Source organism: Paenibacillus camerounensis (assembly GCF_000723885.1).
Taxonomy (GTDB): Bacteria; Bacillota; Bacilli; order Paenibacillales; family Paenibacillaceae; genus Paenibacillus_AQ; species Paenibacillus_AQ camerounensis.
This window is the reverse complement of sequence record NZ_CCDG010000038.1, coordinates 1-17,352: the sequence shown is the minus strand read 5'-3', so window position 1 is coordinate 17,352 and position 17,352 is coordinate 1. Positions and strand designations below refer to the sequence as shown.

Genomic DNA, 17,352 nt, shown 5'->3' with positions numbered 1-17,352 from the left:
CTCACAAGAGGGCAGTCATTCTATACTTTTTATATGAAATGAATGCGATTACAAACATAAAGGGAGGTTTTTTTAGATGAAAAGAAATCAATGGATGCTGGCGGGTGCTTCGCTGCTGCTGGCGGGTTCGCTGGCCGGTTGTGCATCTTCCAATAATACAAATGCCGAGGCGGAAGAGGGTAATGCCGCTGCCGGACAAACCAAGCTGGTCTACTGGTCGATCGACCGTCATGATTCCGATTTTATTGAACAGAAGATCAGTGAATACGAGGGGCTTAACCCTGATGTAGATATCGAATTCAAGGTAATGGCTGATAACTATGCACAGTCCGTGGATATTGCCTTCTCCAGTAAACAGGCGCCGGACATTCTGCGTGTGGATACAGGCAACGTGCCGACATGGGTGAAGAAGGGCTACCTGGAATCCTTCGATGAATACATTACACCGGAGATGAAGAGCCGGTTCGAGAGCATCCTGATTAATGAAAAGAACACCGTTGACGGTAAAATCTACACCCTGCCGAATATCGGCCAGTTCTGGCGCCTGATCTACAACGTGGATCTGTTTGAGAAGGCCGGCATTACCGAGCCGCCGACCACTCTGGCCGAGATGGTAGAGGATGCGAAGAAGATTACCGAGGTAGGCAAGGCTGAAGGCGCTTATGGACTTGCCGGCAATTTCAAGAGCGGCAGCGGCTTTGAGCGTATCGCCCATCCGATTACAACGCTGAGCAAGACTGAAGGACAGGAAGGCTTCAACTTCCAGACCGGACAATTTGATTTTGGCATGTACAAAGAGACACTTGAAGCGCTGCGGCAGATCGTTGAGGACGGCAGCATGATGCCGGGCTCGGAATCGCTTGATATTGACCCGCTGCGTGCACAATTCGCCCAGGGCAAAATCGGAATGTACTTTAACCACTCTGTAGAGCCAAGCGTATACAAAACCCAGTTCCCGACTGAAATCCGCTGGGCTGCAGCACTGCCGCCGACCATCGACGGCCAGCAGAACGGCGTAAGCCAGGTTATCTCCGGCAGCTATCTGGCAATGAGCAAGGATTCGGCCAACAAGGAAGCAGCCTGGAAGTTCATCGAATGGATGTACAGCGATGACGTACAGACCGCCTATCAGGAAGGCGGATACGGCGTATCCGTTATCCCTTCTGTAGCCGCTGCAGCGAAAGCTCCGGATATTGCGGGCATCGAGTACTTCCTGCCAACCAAGTTCGACGGAATCTATCCGGCTACTCCATTCGGTGCTACTGAAGGACGTCTGGAAGGGACCAAGAAGATGGACGTGTTCAACAGATATATCTTTACCGGCGGAGACCTTGATAAAGAAATTCAGGATCTGAACACCCGTTATAATGCGGCACTGGAAAAAGCAGTTGCTGCAGGAGATACTACAGTTGAAGCACAGCCGGACTTCAGTGCAGCTGATCTGCAGGGAAGCCTGGTTATCGAGTAAATCCAATATTGAGACCGCGGGCCTTGAGCCTGCGGTCTTTGTTTTTTACGGGTATGTGTATGGTGCTTGGCAGCGGCGGACCGGTTGTCTGTGCGGATGGCGGCGATGTGCGGGGGCCGGGTGTTTTGTAGTATGATAGGTAAGAATGAGAGGGGGGCGCATATCTTGGCAACGGAAATTAAAGACCGTATCAATCTGCAGGAAATTAACTGCGAGAAGGAGCTTACGCTTGCCGTTATCGGCGGCAAATGGAAGCTGATCATCCTGTGGCATCTGGGCCTTGAAGGCACCAAGCGCTTCAGCGAGCTGAAGAAGCTCATTCCCCATATTACGCAAAAAATGCTGACTAACCAGCTCCGTGAGCTGGAGGAGGATCAGCTTGTATTGAGAAAAGTGTATGCCGAGGTCCCGCCGAGAGTAGAATACTCTTTGACGGATTACGGGCAAAGCCTGCTGCCGGTGCTGCGGATGATGTATGACTGGGGTAAGGATTACGGGAATAATGTGGTCTGGAAAAACAACAGCCAGACTGGAGAATAGCACTGTTATCCGGTGACGCGTGCAAGATGCGGTGTAGTATAAAGGATACAGATACAATAATGGAGGGATTGTTCGAGATGCCGCAAACTGATTATCGTCCGCTATTGGACTCTTATGCATTCAATAATGGAGTTACCCTGCGTAACCGTGTGGTTATGGCGCCTATGACGAATTTTTCTTCCAATGAGGACGGTACGGTCTCCGGACCTGAGCTTGATTACTATATCCGCCGCTCCAAAGGCGCCGGTATGGTTGTTACAGCATGTGTCTATGTAAGCCGGGGCGGCAAGGGCTTCCCCGGGGAATTCGGCGCTGACCGCGACGAGCTGATCCCGAGCCTGCGCCAGCTGGCTGCGGCGATTAAGGGCGAGGGTGCCAAGGCCGTGCTGCAGATCTTTCACGGGGGACGCCAGTGTCCGCCGGAGCTGCTGCCTGACGGCCAGACCGTCAGCGCCAGCGATGTTCCGTCCGAGCTGCCGGGCGGCGGGCACGGACCTGTACCGCGCACGCTGACGGATGAGGAGATTCAAGTGATCATCGCTGATTTCGGTGCAGCGACCCGCCGGGCCATTGAGGCCGGCTTCGACGGTGTTGAAATCCATGGCGCTAACGGCTATCTGCTGCAGCAGTTTTTCTCGCCGCATTCCAACCGCCGCGAGGACCGCTGGGGCGGAAGCCTGGAGAAGCGCCTGAGCTTCCCGCTCGCCGTTCTGCGTGAAGTGAAGCGCGTGGCGGGTGAGTATGCATCCACCCCGTTCATTGTCGGCTACCGTTTCTCTCCGGAAGAGCCGGAAACACCGGGAATTACAATGGCTGAGACCTTCGCGCTGATTGATGCGCTCAAAGAGGAAGGACTCGACTACCTGCATGCCTCGCTGATGGAGCTGTGGTCACTGCCGCGCCGCGGCACGGAAGATGAACGTCCGAGAATCGAACAGATTGTCGACCGCGCGGGCGGTGCTGTGCCGGTCATCGGCGTCGGCTCGCTCTACAAGCCGGAGGATGCGCTGAAGAGCCTGGATACCGGCATTGAACTGGTGGCGCTCGGCCGTCCGCTGCTGATTGATCCGGACTATGTGCAGAAGCTTGCAGAAGGCCGCGCCGCCGACATTGCGACCGAGCTGGATACCTCAGCCCAGGCCGAGCTGGTTATCCCTGACCCGCTGTGGGGCGCAATCTCCCGCCCGACGGGCTGGCTGCCGCTTAAGGGATAGAGCGCTCGGGAAGCGTGCCGTGTGCCGCCGCTTAGGCGTTAGGGCAACGCTGGCGGGCGCGGCTGGGCCTGGGACGGTCCGATGGCGGCCCGGGAGTGCACCATTAAAGGGAAACATCCCTTTAATGGTGCTGGTGGTGGCCCGAAAATGATTGATTAAAGGGAAAAATCCCTTTAATGGAGCAATTGCTACCCCGGTATAGCTCATCCCCTGGTGCCTAGTTTCCGCAAGACTTAGGCTAAGCGAGTAACAGGTGGAAAGCGATAGAGCTTCTCAGAAAGTAAATAAGCACAAAAACAGCCCCCGGCTGAAAGCATCCGCTTTTGCCGGGGGTTGTTTTATATCGCTAACAGGAGCTATTCATCCGGAAACCCTGCAAAACTGCTGAATATCACGGTTACCACGGCTAAGATACCTTCCTCAGCTGCCACGCATGCGTACCTGCTACAGCAACTGTCAGATTACTTTAACTAACCGGGATTTGGCCTGTCTGCCCCAGCTGATGTAATTTGTGCAGCTCGCAGCAACAGCCCAAGTACCTCTGGTCCACTCAACCGACGTAACCGCCGAAGCCGCCCCAACAGCCGCAACCCGCATGGACTAAGACTATTATTGCAATTACGGCAACATTCCCGCATCAGCAGGCGGCGCCACTGCCATCCGCTGATCCCAAGCAGCGGTTAAGCTTTTTCCTCAAACAGCCTGGAGATTTCTACGATTACATTCACGGCCTTGAGCATAACGTCGACGGATGCATACTCGAATTTGCCGTGGAAGTTCTCCCCGCCCGTGAAAATATTCGGCGTAGGCAGTCCCATATATGACAGCTGCGAGCCGTCGGTGCCGCCGCGGATGGGGCGGATTACCGGTGTAATGCCGAGATTCTCCATTGCCTCGTGGGCGATATCGACGATGTGGCGGACCGGCTCGATTTTTTCGCGCATATTGTAGTACTGGTCGTTCATCTCCAGCAGTATATTCTCATCCCCGTAGGTGGACTTGAACTCGTCAACGATAGCGGAGATGTTCGCTTTGCGGTTCTCGAAGCTTGCACGGTCAAAGTCGCGGATAATATAGGCCAGCTTGCTGTGCTCCGCCGTTCCCTGCATGGAGATCAGGTGATAGAAGCCCTCATAACCGTCTGTAAATTCAGGCGATTCGCCGGCAGGCAGTCTGAGATGGAAGGCCATTGCGATTTTGGAGGAGTGGACCATTTTACCCTTGGCGGTTCCGGGATGGACGTTGACACCTTTAAAGGTGATTTTGGCGGAAGCGGCATTGAAGCTCTCGTACTCCAGCTCGCCGAGCGGTCCCCCGTCAACCGTATATGCATAGGAAGCGCCGAAGGCGGCGACATCGAACTTGTGCGGTCCGCGTCCTATCTCCTCATCGGGGGTGAAGGCTACACGGATTTTGCCGTGCTTGATTTCGGGATGGGCGATCAGATAAGCCATAGCAGTCATGATCTCGGCAATTCCGGCCTTGTTATCTGCACCCAGCAGGGTGGTGCCGTCCGTTGTAATCAGGGTATGCCCTTTGTATTCAGGCAGCTCCGGGAAGCTGGCCGTGGACAGGATGATATTCTGCTCCCGGTTCAGCACAATATCGCCGCCGTCATAATTTTCGATGATCTGCGGCTTCACATGGGTACCGGTAAAATCCGTTGCCGTATCGAGATGGGCCAGGAATCCGATCGCCGGCACTTCCTTATCGGTGTTCGCAGCCAGAGTAGCCATTACATAGGCATGCTCGTCCACGGTAACTTCCGTTAGTCCCAGCTCCTGCAGCTCGTCCACCAGCTTGCGGGCCAGCTCCATTTGCCCCGGGGTAGAAGGACAGGTATCGTTTTCTTCATTTGACTGGGTATCCATCTGTGCATAGGATACAAACCGTTTAATCAGTTCATCTTTCACAGGTAAGTCAGCTCCTCTTCATCTAAAATATGTTTAATTACAGGGTGCCCTATACATAAGCCTGATAACTGCCGCAAAAACAGGCTGCCCGGGTATGCCGGTACAGCCGGTGTTGCCTGCCGCATTACTCGCAGTACTATATTATCATGTTCCGTGCGCGGACTCATCTTTTGGCAGATCGGACGTCTGCCGGCTAACTCACTCTTGCTTCTGCGGCGGCTCGCTCTTGATCAGCACGGCAGACAGCAGATACCGTTCCGGCGCCGTTCCTGCATAGCTGAAAGGATAGCAGGTAATCAGTGTAAGTACAGGAGTGCTGCTCGGCTGAATAGCTCCCCGCTCCTCTCCGTCGACAATGGTGCTGCCGGTCACTTCATAAATGAACGTTCCATCGAGCGTTTCTACCTCGATCAGATCATGCTCCGCAAGTGTGCCGAGTCCGCGGAACACTGTATCCCGGTGTCCGGCGAGCACACTGTTGCCGTCCGTGCCGATCGCTGCGCTCCCCGAATAATGTCCGGCGCCTTTCTTCAGCTGTGCGCGCTGCGTCCCTTCAAGAATAGCAACCCTGCGGTCCAGTGCGGGAAAATAAATCTCACCGATAATCTCGCCATCCGCATATACTCTCTGTGCATTCTTTGTCTGCACAGGCAGTGTTACCATCCCCGGAGGCAAGGGGATCTCTTTCTCGGCTTGAACAGCGGGAACTTGGGCTTCCTCCCTCTTTTTGTCCCAGTCTTGCAGTGCCTGGCGTGCCTCTGCAGGAGCTTTGTAGATCTGAAATGCTGAATAGAGCAGAACAGACAAAGAGAGTATGAGGATTAGGCGGACGGCGGCGATAAGTATCCCCGGACGCGGCTTCCTCATACTCTCTTCCCCCTCATTTACTTCTTAGACTTCAGCCTGCGCAGCAGGATGATGCTAAAGATGGCTGCTGCCGTGCTGATCAGGATCAGGTTATACCAGGGCTCAGCTGTATCCGGCAGCTCGTTGCCGGTGTCCGGCCCGGAGAGCGGAAGCTCTTCATCATCGATTACAAGCTCCTGGTCAGGCGACGGGGCAGCGGTGCTGCCGGTATCTACGCTGCCTGCATCCGGAGTCGGTCCTGCCTTGCTGCTGTTATCCCCTTCATCTCCGCCCAGCGGAACTGGAGGATCCGTTACAGTCACCTCACCGTTTCCAGGCACAGCCGTGGCAGCGGCGGATGGTGTTGCCGAAGGCGCCTGTGTGTTAGTGCCGCCAGGATACGCAGTGGCTGCAGGCGTTGGTGTTACTTCAGATGTTGGCGCTGGTGTAGCTGAAGCTTCAGGTGTACTGCCCGGACCTCCGGTTGGCTCCGGGGTAGCGGAGGCGGCTGGTGTCGGAGTGGCTTCAGCGGAAGGTGCAGGTGTAGCTGAAGGCAGCGGGCTGGGCTCCGTTGTCGGCTGCGGGACAGCAGAAGCAGTAAAGTTAAAAGTAACACTAACCGTCTTCCCCTGAAACTCATTGCCTGCCTCCAGAGGAAAAGTGACATCCATTTGAATGGCTTCCTCTGATCCTCCAGCCAATGAGCCGACGGCAACCCTGCCTTCAGCCTGGCTCATTACTCCTGAATAGAGCGTTACTCCCTCTTTTTGCAGCGTCATCTCCAGGATGTTGTATAGCTCTGCATCTCCTGAAAGGAATTTGAAGTCTACAAAATAATCAAGTGCCTGTGATCCTTCATTAATCATCGTGTATTCTGACAAGCTCTCGTCTCCGGGCTGCATATTGTTCATCACCGCGGTGCTCTTTGACTTCGAATGAACAGTGAGCTTGATGGTATCCTCTGCACTTACTCCTCCGGCATGCCAGACTACACCAGTTATGAGCAACATTATATACGTGCCAATCAGGGCGATCTGCCCTATTCTCTTCATCCGCCGCCGCCCCTTTCTTCTCGAACACCCTGCCGTATTCCACAGCTCGACACAATAACGCTGATACCCCGTAATTTCTCCACTACATTGTCGAAAGAAGTAGTATTTTTGAGAACTACTATTTTTACTGGTGATCTGAATGCAGAAATAATAAGCGACTGCTTGGTGCGTATATCTTTTTTATGTATGTTCGTTATAACGAATAACTACAGTATAATCAATAAAGGGAACAAACAAAAACGCTTAAATTATATATATTTCTTTAAAATATCGGGAAAAATGCATATGAAGCAGTATTTACGCCGGATAACTTCGGAATGTTCTTTATTTCTTTAGATATCGTATTTATTGGTGTGTTTTATTGAGAACATCCGGGTCTGGTGAATATAAAAAACAAGACAGCCTGCCCGGGAGCGGCATGATTGCCGGTATCCGTGCGACTGTCTTGCTGAATGATCAAAAAATCTGCTGATTTGGTTAGTTTTCTTTAACAAGCTCCGATACCAGCTCATAGGAACGCAGGCGTGCTGTATGATCGAAAATCTGGGAAGCAATGATGAACTCATCAGCATCCGTTTCTTCGAGTATCTGCAGAAGCCGTTCCTTGATAGAGGCTCTATCCCCGGCAATGGAGTATTTCTGCTTGTCCAGCAGAAGGGCTCTTTCCTGCGGCGACCACAGCTGCTCCATATCGTCCACCGGAGGCTGAAGCTTGCCTGTGCGGCCGCGGATAATATTCAGGAACTGCTGCTGCTGCGAAGTAGCCAGCCAGCGTGCGGCCGGAGCAGTATCGGCAGCGGTAATCCCGAGTCCGACCATCACATGCGGCTTGTTGAGTGCAGCCGACGGTTTGAAGCTGGTGCGGTACAGGTGTAACGCAGGCAGCAGATAATCAGGGGCGAAGTGGCTGGCAAAAGCGAACGGCAATCCCAGCTGTCCGGCCAGCTGGGCGCTGAAACCGCTGGAGCCAAGCAGCCAGATGGGTACATTCAGGCCTTCGCCCGGTGTAGCACGTACCCCGAGCGGGCGTGATCCTGCACCGTCCGGATCGAAGTAGGCTCTGAGCTCACTAAGCTGCTCAGGGAATTCACTGCCGTCGCTGCCGAGGCCGCGCCGCAGCGCTCTTGCTGCTGCCTGATCGGAGCCTGGCGCTCTGCCGAGGCCGAGGTCAATGCGTCCGGGAAACAGCGATTCCAGGGTTCCGAACTGCTCTGCAATCATCAGCGGAGCGTGGTTGCTGAGCATGATTCCGCCTGAGCCGACGCGGATGCTCTTGGTTCCGGCAGCTACATGCCCGATAACAACAGAGGTTGCTGAGCTCGCAATGCCGGTCATATTATGATGCTCCGCCAGCCAGTAGCGGTGATAACCCCACTCTTCAGCATGGCGTGCCAAATCCAGTGTATTGTGCAGTGAATCCGCTGCTGTTCCGCCCTCTACAATCGGAGCAAGGTCCAGCACAGAAATCGGAATATCCCGCAGTTGCTTCACAATAATCCCTCCAGGTATGAGAATTATACGATTTATAAGCTTTCAGCAGTATTTGCAGCTGTAAATAAATCTACCCGAAAAGTATAACATGAAATAATAATATTTACACACTTTAAGTAAGTTTGTGGCGCCAGGGAAGTGGATGAACAGGGAATCAATAACGTCAGAGCAGGGGATTCGCCATTCTGGCAGCAGCTTAGACCAGGGAGGAGCGGCGGGAGTGAATCGCAGGCATCCCGTAGGCCGGGGGGGATTTTGGGAAGCTTTTAAAAAAAAGCCGCAGCATGTCCACCCGCCATATTCAATGCGGCGCATATCATGATCCCAATTTAAATGTAAACGCTTAATTTATTCTCTTGTCAATTTCCGGAAGCCCTGCTATAATCGCCTTGAAAAGCTTTTCTAAAAAAAGGAAGTTAGTCTATGAAGCCAACGATAAGAGATGTCGCCAGAATGGCAGAGGTGTCGATCAGTACGGTATCCCGGGTCATGAATGCGCCGGAGACCGTTGTGCCGGGTAAACGCAGCAGGGTTATTGAAGCGATCAAGGAGCTGAAGTATCAGCCCAACGCGTTCGCACGCGGATTGATCTACAAAAAATCTTTTACACTGGGGCTGCTGATACCGGATATTGAGAATCTGTATTTCGCCGGTATGATCCGCGGAATGCAGGACGCCTGTATTAAGCTCGGGTACAGTCTGATGATCTGCAATACTGACCGTGAGCTGGAGCGTACCCTGTCCTACATGGATACGTTTCATGAGAAGCAGGTGGACGGAATTGTGTTCGCAAGTGATATGCTGTATCCGGAGTATTATGAGAAGCTTACGGATTGCCGGATTCCGTTTGTCCTGGTATCCTCCCACTCCGATGAGTTCGAAGTGCCTTCCCTTGAGGTGGATGATGAGCTGGCTGCCTATGATGCAGTAAAGTTCCTGATTGAACTGGGTCACAAGGAGATCGGTATGATTGGTTTCAATCATGATAATTCGGTGTCAGGGCCGCCGCGTGCCGCCGGGTTCGTCAGAGCGCTGACAGAATTCGGGCTGGAGCGGAATGCCGGAAAGATTAAGTATGCCAATCACCGTTTTGAGCAGGCTTATCAGGCGGCACATGAGCTGTTCAGCGATTATCCTGAGCTTAGCGCCGTATTCTGTGTAGCAGATGAATTTGCGATGGGTACAATCTCGTACCTGAAAGACCGCAATATTCTTGTGCCGGGGCAGGTATCCGTTGTCGGGTTTGACAACCTGCGGATATCCGGGATGTTTATTCCGAAGCTGACGACAATTGCACAGCCGATCTACCAGCTGGGCTACCGGGCTGCCGAGAAGCTGCATGAACTGCTGACAACGGGCAATGTTGCTGTAATGAAAGAGAAAATGAAGCATAAGCTGATTGTGAGAGAATCCTCCAGGGAAAGGTAAGCTTAGCCTGCACAGGTTAATGTAACAGCGCTGCAATGAATGTGTACACGTTGACCTGCCTGTCTCCACTAGAATGAAAAGCTTTTCAAAAACCTGGCCTTTGCACAAGAAGAGCTTCTCCTTATCTCCTCCAAACCGCGTATACTGTCGCTTCAAAACAAAAAAAGGACAATAGAACCAAAAATAATATAATTGGAAACGCATACATTATGTGTTAATCTAGAAATGTAAGCGCTATAATTGTGCGGCTGGAATGGTCGGTGCCCTGAAGTGGGCAAAGAGCAGCGAATAGAACAGCCGGCACGGACTTCATTTAAGAAAGCCATAAACCCGTTCATATAGTTCTGAAAACCTTTGCAAGGAGGTGGATCAGCAGCCGGACGACGAAGATTCCGGGGAAGTTGGAGCATAATGCAATCTCTAAATATGATTATAAGGGGATGTATGTACAAATGAGGAAAACTCCAGGACGTAAGCTGTCGCTTGCGATGGTACTGTGTTTATCGTTCACGATGATGCTGAGCGGCTGCGGCGGAAATAACAGCAATAATGCGGCGCCGACTAAAAGTCCCGCTGCAACAGAAGCTCCGGCTGCTGATAACAACAAAGATACGACAAATAGTGCGGATTCTGCAGTACCCGGATCTCCGCTTGAGCTGGCGATGAAGGGCGAATACAAAGGAACCAAGGTCACCATGTTTGGACCGTTCGTGGATGCCGACCAGGTGAAATTTGAGAGCAGCATCAAAGAGTTTGAAGAGAAAACCGGGATTGATATCCAGTATGAGGGCTCCAAGGAATTCGAAGCGACCATAAATATCCGTGTCGACGGCGGCAATGCGCCGGATATTGCGGACTTCCCGCAGCCGGGCCTGCTTGCTTCTATTGCCAAGACCGGTAAGGTCGTTGACCTGACTGGTGTACTGGATCAGGAGAAGCTCAAGGGCAATTACAATCAGAGCTGGCTGGATATGTCCACAATGGATGGCAAAGACGGCAAAATTATGGCTGGTATCTGGAACCGGAGTAATGTGAAGAGCCTTGTATGGTATCCGAAAAAACAGTTTGACGAAGCAGGCTACACGGTTCCGCAGACATGGGATGAGCTGATGGCCCTCACTGAGCAGATTGCCAAGGACGGAGATCCCGCCTGGGCTATCGGGATTGAGAGCGGTGCAGCAACAGGCTGGCCGGCAACGGACTGGGTAGAAAATATTATGCTGCGTACAACATCGCCTGAGAACTATGACAAATGGGTCAGCGGTGAGCTGCCTTTTACCTCTCCTGAAGTGAAAAATGCCATCGAGGTCATGTCCAAGATATGGCTTAACGAGGACTATGTCTACGGCGGGACTAAATCCATTGTAACAACCGCATTTGGTGATGCGCCGAAGCCGATGTTCGATAATCCGCCAAAAGCCTGGTTCAACCTGATCGGCAACTTTATCACCAGCTTCTTTCCGGAAACGGCCAAGGTGGATGTAGATTATGACTGGTTCTACCTGCCGCCGATTGATGAGCAGTACGGCAAGCCTGTGCTTGTTGCAGGTGATATCTATGCCATGTTCAACGACCGTCCGGAAGTGCGCGCTGTTATGGAATTCTTCACTACCGGTGAATCCATTAAGTCCTGGGTACAGTCAGGCGGGGTGGTTGCTCCAATGAATGATGCATCGCTTGACTGGTATCAATCAGAATCTGACCGCCGGATGGCGCAGCTGGTGCAGGAAGCCTCAACCCTGCGGTTTGACGGCTCCGACCTCATGCCGGGCAAGGTGGGTGCAGGTACGTTCTGGAAAGGCATGACGGATTATGTGAGCGGCACCGCTACACTGGATCAGGCACTGGAGCAGATTCAGTCGGGCTGGAACAACTAGGGCTGGAACAGCAGAAATGTTATGAACGATGAAGAGGCAGACAGCAGCGCATTGCAGCCTGCCTCTCTTTTTCTTCTTATTAGGAGGAGCTAATATGGATGCACAATTAAAAGCAAAGCCAGGCGTTACTAATACGCAGGCCAAGCAAAAAATCAGTGTCAGGGCAGTGCTGTTATCACTGGGTGTACTGCTGGCGAACATTGTGGTGAACGGGCTGATCTTCCTCTTTTTCCGGGATTCCACGCTTAACCCGCTGTTTACTGCTGTGCTGGCTGTGCTGTGGGGCGTGCTTGGCGTTTATCTGATCTATTACACCCTGACCTGGGCGGCTGAGCAATATCCGGATCACATCCGCAGGAGGGTACTGCCGTTTATTTTCGTCGGGCCGGCGGTGCTGATTCTTGGCTGGCTGCTGATTCTGCCTGCGCTGCGGACGCTGTACCTGAGCTTTTTTAATGCCTCCTCGGAAAAGTTTGTCGGCTTTGGCAATTACGCTGCCATTTTCAGTGACCGGCTGATGGCTACCGCGCTGCGCAATAACCTGCTGTGGGTATTCGTCGGAACGCTGGCCTGTGTGTGCCTGGGGCTGCTTATTGCCATCCTGGCTGACCGCAGCAGCTACGAAAAAATCGCCAAATCCATCATTTTTATGCCTATGGCTATTTCCTTCGTGGCCGCAGGCGTTATCTGGAAGTTTGTCTACTATTATCAGCCGGGCGATGAGCAGATTGGACTGCTGAATGCGATGGTCACCTTTTTTGGCGGCGAACCGCAGGCGTGGACGAGTATGCTGCAGCCCTGGAACAACTTTTTCCTCATTCTCATCCTGATCTGGATGCAGACGGGGTTTGCGATGGTTATTTTCTCGGCGGCGATCAAGGGGGTTCCCGATGATATTCTGGAGGCCGCACGCGTTGACGGTGCCAGTGAAATCAAGATTTTCTTCGGCATTATGATACCATTCATATCTGCAACTATTCTTACAGTTACCACTACCATTATTGTCTTTACCTTGAAAATATTTGACGTCGTCATGGTGATGACGGGAGGTCAATACGATACAGAGGTTGTTGCGACACAGTTCTACCGGCAGTTCTTTATGTACCGGAATTTCGGATACGGCTCGACGCTGGCCATTGTGCTCCTGATCGCAGTGCTGCCTGTTATTCTGATTAATTTGCGCCAGTTCCGCAAGCAGGGGGGATTCTAAATGGTCGGCAAAAAGAAAAGAAAAGGCGGTAAAACGCTCGTTAATATTACCCTTGGCGTGATCTGCTTCCTCTGGCTGCTTCCGACACTGGGACTGTTTATCTCCTCCTTCCGCCCGGCGGCGGATATTCTGCAGACTGGCTGGTGGAAGGTATTTCCCCATCAGGAGTGGACGGCCGGCGAGACGCTGCAGCTGTCCAAGGATTCAGACCTGCGCGCTCCCATTGAGATAAACGGCAAGACCTACAGCGATGATGAGCTAAAAGCGGGCGTGAAGGCAGATGACAGCCGCCTGATCTGGGAGAACCGCAGAGCACGCACGGTGAACGTGCAGGAGCAGGGCTGGAAGACAACCCCTGAGCTGACCCTTGATAATTACAATAATGTCCTGTCCGGCAAGGAGTATAAGCTCAAGGAAGCCGACGGCAGTGAGACAACGCAAAAGGGTACGGGCTTATCCCAGGCCTTCTGGAATACGCTGACGATTGCGGTGCCGGCTACCGTTATTCCGGTGCTGATAGCCTCTTTTGCCGCGTATGCCTTCGCCTGGCTGCGGTTTCCGGGCCGCAAAACCCTGTTCGTCATCATTATTGCGATGCTGGTCATTCCGATTCAGGTTGCGTTGATCCCGGTGCTGAAGGATTACACGGCGCTGGGGCTAAACGGCAGCTATCTGGGGATCTGGCTGGCGCATACCGCCTTCGGCCTGCCGCTGGTTACGTATTTCATGTACAACTTTATCAGCCAGCTGCCCAAGGATCTGTTCGAGTCGGCGTTTATTGACGGTGCGAGCCATTTTACGATATTCAGCAGACTGATTCTGCCGCTGTCCGTTCCGGCGCTGGCTTCCATTGGCATCTTCCAGTTCCTTTGGGTATGGAACGATTACCTGGTGTCGCTGATCTTTATCGGCAACCAGCCGTCGGTGCAGGTTATGTCGATGAAAATCGCCGATCTGGTCGGCTCGCGCGGCAATGACTGGCATCTGCTGACCTCGGCCGCCTTTATCTCGATGCTGATGCCGCTGGCGATTTTCTTCCTGCTGCAGAAGTATTTTGTCAGAGGGCTGATGGGCGGCTCCGTGAAAGGCTAACAGCGAATGGAGGAGAAGGACTGTCATGAAGATGAAGCCGTATGAGCATCCGCCTGCACTGTACCCGTACAGGGAATGGAGCCTGGGTGAGGATACCTATGAGGAGGAGTATAATCAGCGCAGCGAGAGCGTGTTCGCGCTCGGCAACGGCTATATCGGGATGCGCGGCAACTTCGAGGAGGGCTATCACGGAACGGCCGGCACCACGGTGGCCGGCAATTACCTGAACGGATTCTACGATTCAGAGCCTATCGTCTATCCAGAGGGCGCTTACGGGCTGCCTGCGGTTAATCAGTCGATGCTGAATGTGACCGACGCGCGGGTTATCGGCCTGGAGATTGAAGGGCATGCCTTCCGGCTGGACAGCGGAAAGGTGCACAGCTGCCGGCGGTGGCTGGATATGCAGACCGGCCTCCTGCACCGCGAGGTGGAATGGGAGTCGCCTGCCGGGCAGCGGGTGAAGCTCGCGATTCGGCGGATGGTTTGTCTGCGGCACAAGCATCTGGCCGCGATTGATTACGCCGTGACGGCGCTGAACTTCGCCGGCACGCTGCAGTTTGTCTCGGCGCTGGACGGGGAGATCCGCCGGTCCGGGGCCAGCAGTGATCCGCGGCTCGGCTCCGGCGGTGCCGAGCCGAGCCTGCTGCTGGAGGACAGCGGCTATGATGAAGCTGCTGGGATGTTGTGGATGCGGCAGCGGACGCGGCATACGCGGTTTGCGCTGCTGACGGCTGCAAGCCACAGGCTGCAGGCGGCGTCGGGCCGCGAGACGGAGCAGCAGCTGGAGGGCCGCGAGGTGGAGCGGCAGCTGGAAGGGCAGCACATCTCGGTCAGCCATGCGGCCGGGATGCAGTGCGGGGAAACCGTTATATTGACTAAATATATAACGTATCACACCTCGAAGGATTACCCGGAGGAGGAGCTGCGGGAGCGGAGCGCCAGTGTGCTGGAGATGGCGGAAGGCTGCGGATTCAACGGACTTGCGGATGAACAGCGCACGTATCTTGACCGGTTCTGGGCACATACCGATGTGGAAATCAAGGGAGACCCGGCGCTGCAGCAGGGCATCCGCTTCAATCTGTTCCAGCTGCTGCAGTCCACCGGCCGGGACGGGGTGACGAACATCGCCGCCAAAGGCCTGACTGGTGAGGGATACGAGGGCCATTATTTCTGGGACACGGAAATGTACATGCTGCCGTTCTTTACCTACACCCAGCCGGAGACTGCCCGGAAGCTGCTGGAATTCCGCTATGCCACGCTGGATAAGGCGCGGGAGCAGGCCGGGCTGCTGTCTCAGAAAGGCGCGCTGTATCCATGGCGCACTATTGACGGAAGCGAGAACTCGGCATATTTCCCGGCGGGTACGGCCCAGGCGCATATAAATGCCGATATTGCCTACGGAATTAAGCAGTATGTACAGGCAACAGGGGATGTGGAGTTCCTGGTCAGCCGGGGAGCGGAAATCCTGTTCGAAACCTCACGCTTCTGGGCAGACCTGGGGTACTTTAATCCGGCACGCGGCGGGGCCTTTTGTATTAACGGAATCACGGGACCGGATGAGTATACGGCGATTGTTAATAACAATGCCTATACGAATCTGATGGTTCAGGATCAGCTTAACTATGCCTATGAGACGTCCCTTCTGCTGGAACGGGAGTATCCGTCTGATTATGAACGGCTCCGGCAGGGGATCGGTTTAACTGACGGGGAAGCGGAATTGTGGAAGGAAGCTGCCGACCGGATGTTCATTCCGTTTGATGAGGAGCTGGGCATTTACGCTCAGGATGATACGTTCCTGAGTAAGCAGAAATGGGATTTTGAGCATACACCTGCAGATAAATACCCGCTGCTGCTGCATTTTCATCCGCTGGTGATCTACCGACATCAGGTACTGAAGCAGGCCGATCTCGTCATGGCCATGTTCCTGCTTGGAGACAAGTTCCGTCTGGTCGATAAAATCCGCAACTATCAGTACTATGAGCCGCTGACGACCCATGATTCTTCATTGTCGCCCTGCATCCACAGTATTATTTCGGCCGAGATCGGCGATCTGGCTGCGGCTTACCGCTACTTCGACCGTACGGTTCGAATGGATCTGGATGATATTAACCGCAACGCCAAGGACGGGCTGCATATGGCTGCAATGGCCGGTTCCTGGATGTCGATTGTGAACGGGTTCGGCGGCTTGCGGCAGACTCACGGTATGCTGTGCTTTGATCCGGCATTGCCGGAGCAGTGGCAGAGTTTTCGCTTCAAGGTTACCGCCCGCGGCCAGCTGCTCGACGTCTGGATCGGCAGCGAAGCAGCGGTTTATACGCTGCTGGAAGGAACCGGACTGCAGATCAGGCACCGCGGCCAGCCTGTGCTGCTGCATCCGCAGCAGCCGGTAAGCCTGCCGCTGGCCCGGCAGCTGGAGGCTGTGATCTTCGATCTGGACGGCGTTATCACCGATACCGCCGGGCTGCATTATCAGGCCTGGCAGGCGCTGGCCGGTGAGCTGGGCATCCCGTTCAGCCGGGCAGTGAACGAGCGGCTGAAGGGTGTCAGCCGTATGGATGCGCTGGACGTTATACTGGAGGGCAGCCCGCTCAGGCTGACGGATACTGAGCGGCTGGCGCTGGCGGACAAAAAAGATGCCGGCTACAGGCAATTGCTTGAGCAGCTGACGCCGGCAGAGCTTCTGCCGGGAATCCCGGAGCTGCTGGATTCCCTTGCCCAGCAGGGCATCGCCTGCGGGCTGGCTTCGGCCAGCCTGAACGCGCCGCTGATTCTGCAGCGGCTCGGTATCGGCCGGCGGTTCCAGGCCATCGCCGATCCGGCGGCGCTGCAGAAGGGCAAGCCCGATGCGGAGATTTTCCTCACTGCAGCAGAGCTGCTTGGAGTCCCGCCGCAGGGCTGCATCGGCATAGAGGCTGCGGCGGCAGGCATCGCCTCCATCAAAGCCGCCGGCATGCTGGCCGTCGGCATCGGCCGCCGGGAGCAGCTTGCCGCAGCTGATCTGCTGCTGCCTTCCACCGCAGAGCTGACAGCAGAGAAGCTGCTGGAGCTGTTCGGCGGGAAGGGCAGGAGGACATAGAAGGTGAAACTCATTGCAGCACGGGAATGAGTAACGGTAACAGAAACGGAAATAGAAAGAGAAACTGTAACAGAAATAGAAATAGAAAGAGAAAGAGAAACAGTAACAGTAAGAGAAAGAGTAACAGTAAGAGTAAGAGTAAGAG

General features: G+C 54.0%; 12 protein-coding genes. 8 read left to right on the top strand and 4 right to left on the bottom strand.

Translation table 11 applies throughout. The annotated features are described in order from the left end of the window. The first annotated feature begins 76 nt into the window (after positions 1 to 76). From BN3772_RS14240 to BN3772_RS14230, 3 genes are all read left to right on the top strand, one after another. Positions 77 to 1,468: an ABC transporter substrate-binding protein gene (locus tag BN3772_RS14240; protein ID WP_042200205.1), complete on the top strand. Its 1,392-nt coding sequence runs from the start codon at positions 77 to 79 to the stop codon at positions 1,466 to 1,468. Between the two features lie 165 nt (positions 1,469 to 1,633). Further along, a complete protein-coding gene (locus BN3772_RS14235; protein WP_042200203.1) occupies positions 1,634 to 2,008 on the top strand; it encodes a winged helix-turn-helix transcriptional regulator in 375 nt (124 codons plus the stop codon). A 77-nt stretch (positions 2,009 to 2,085) separates the two neighbouring features. Further along, positions 2,086 to 3,222 carry an NADH-dependent flavin oxidoreductase gene (locus tag BN3772_RS14230; protein ID WP_042200201.1) on the top strand — a complete coding sequence of 379 codons (1,137 nt, stop codon included), beginning with the start codon at positions 2,086 to 2,088 and terminating at the stop codon, positions 3,220 to 3,222. 680 nt (positions 3,223 to 3,902) lie between these two features. Here BN3772_RS14230 and pepT read toward each other — a convergent pair. The 4 genes from pepT to BN3772_RS14210 form a co-directional block, all read right to left on the bottom strand. Beyond that, on the bottom strand, positions 3,903 to 5,135 hold the full coding sequence (gene pepT, locus BN3772_RS14225) for a peptidase T (protein ID WP_042200199.1): 1,233 nt from the start codon (positions 5,133 to 5,135) through the stop codon (positions 3,903 to 3,905). Positions 5,136 to 5,333: 198 nt separating this feature from the next. After that, entirely contained in the window at positions 5,334 to 6,002 is a 669-nt protein-coding gene (locus BN3772_RS14220; RefSeq protein WP_052380505.1) for a sortase, read from the bottom strand. A 17-nt stretch (positions 6,003 to 6,019) separates the two neighbouring features. Beyond that, a complete protein-coding gene (locus BN3772_RS14215; RefSeq protein ID WP_042200197.1) occupies positions 6,020 to 7,033 on the bottom strand; it encodes a hypothetical protein in 1,014 nt (337 codons plus the stop codon). Positions 7,034 to 7,510: 477 nt separating this feature from the next. Next, complete coding sequence (locus tag BN3772_RS14210; RefSeq protein ID WP_042200195.1) at positions 7,511 to 8,527, bottom strand: LLM class flavin-dependent oxidoreductase; 1,017 nt, start codon at positions 8,525 to 8,527, stop codon at positions 7,511 to 7,513. Between the two features lie 420 nt (positions 8,528 to 8,947). Here BN3772_RS14210 and BN3772_RS14205 point away from each other — a divergent pair, with 420 nt between their 5' ends. The 5 genes from BN3772_RS14205 to pgmB all read left to right on the top strand — a co-directional run bounded on the left by BN3772_RS14205 (position 8,948) and on the right by pgmB (position 17,207). After that, positions 8,948 to 9,952, top strand: a complete 1,005-nt coding sequence (locus BN3772_RS14205; protein WP_086074578.1) for a LacI family DNA-binding transcriptional regulator — start codon at positions 8,948 to 8,950, stop codon at positions 9,950 to 9,952. 452 nt (positions 9,953 to 10,404) lie between these two features. Next, entirely contained in the window at positions 10,405 to 11,829 is a 1,425-nt protein-coding gene (locus tag BN3772_RS14200) for an ABC transporter substrate-binding protein (RefSeq protein ID WP_042200277.1), read from the top strand. 94 nt (positions 11,830 to 11,923) lie between these two features. Next, positions 11,924 to 13,039 (top strand): carbohydrate ABC transporter permease, encoded by a 1,116-nt coding sequence (locus BN3772_RS14195; RefSeq protein ID WP_042200194.1) that lies wholly within the window; start codon positions 11,924 to 11,926, stop codon positions 13,037 to 13,039. Next, entirely contained in the window at positions 13,040 to 14,131 is a 1,092-nt protein-coding gene (locus BN3772_RS14190) for a carbohydrate ABC transporter permease (protein WP_042200192.1), read from the top strand. 25 nt (positions 14,132 to 14,156) lie between these two features. Continuing rightward, complete coding sequence (gene pgmB, locus BN3772_RS14185) at positions 14,157 to 17,207, top strand: beta-phosphoglucomutase (protein ID WP_086074577.1); 3,051 nt, start codon at positions 14,157 to 14,159, stop codon at positions 17,205 to 17,207. Positions 17,208 to 17,352: the final 145 nt, after the last annotated feature.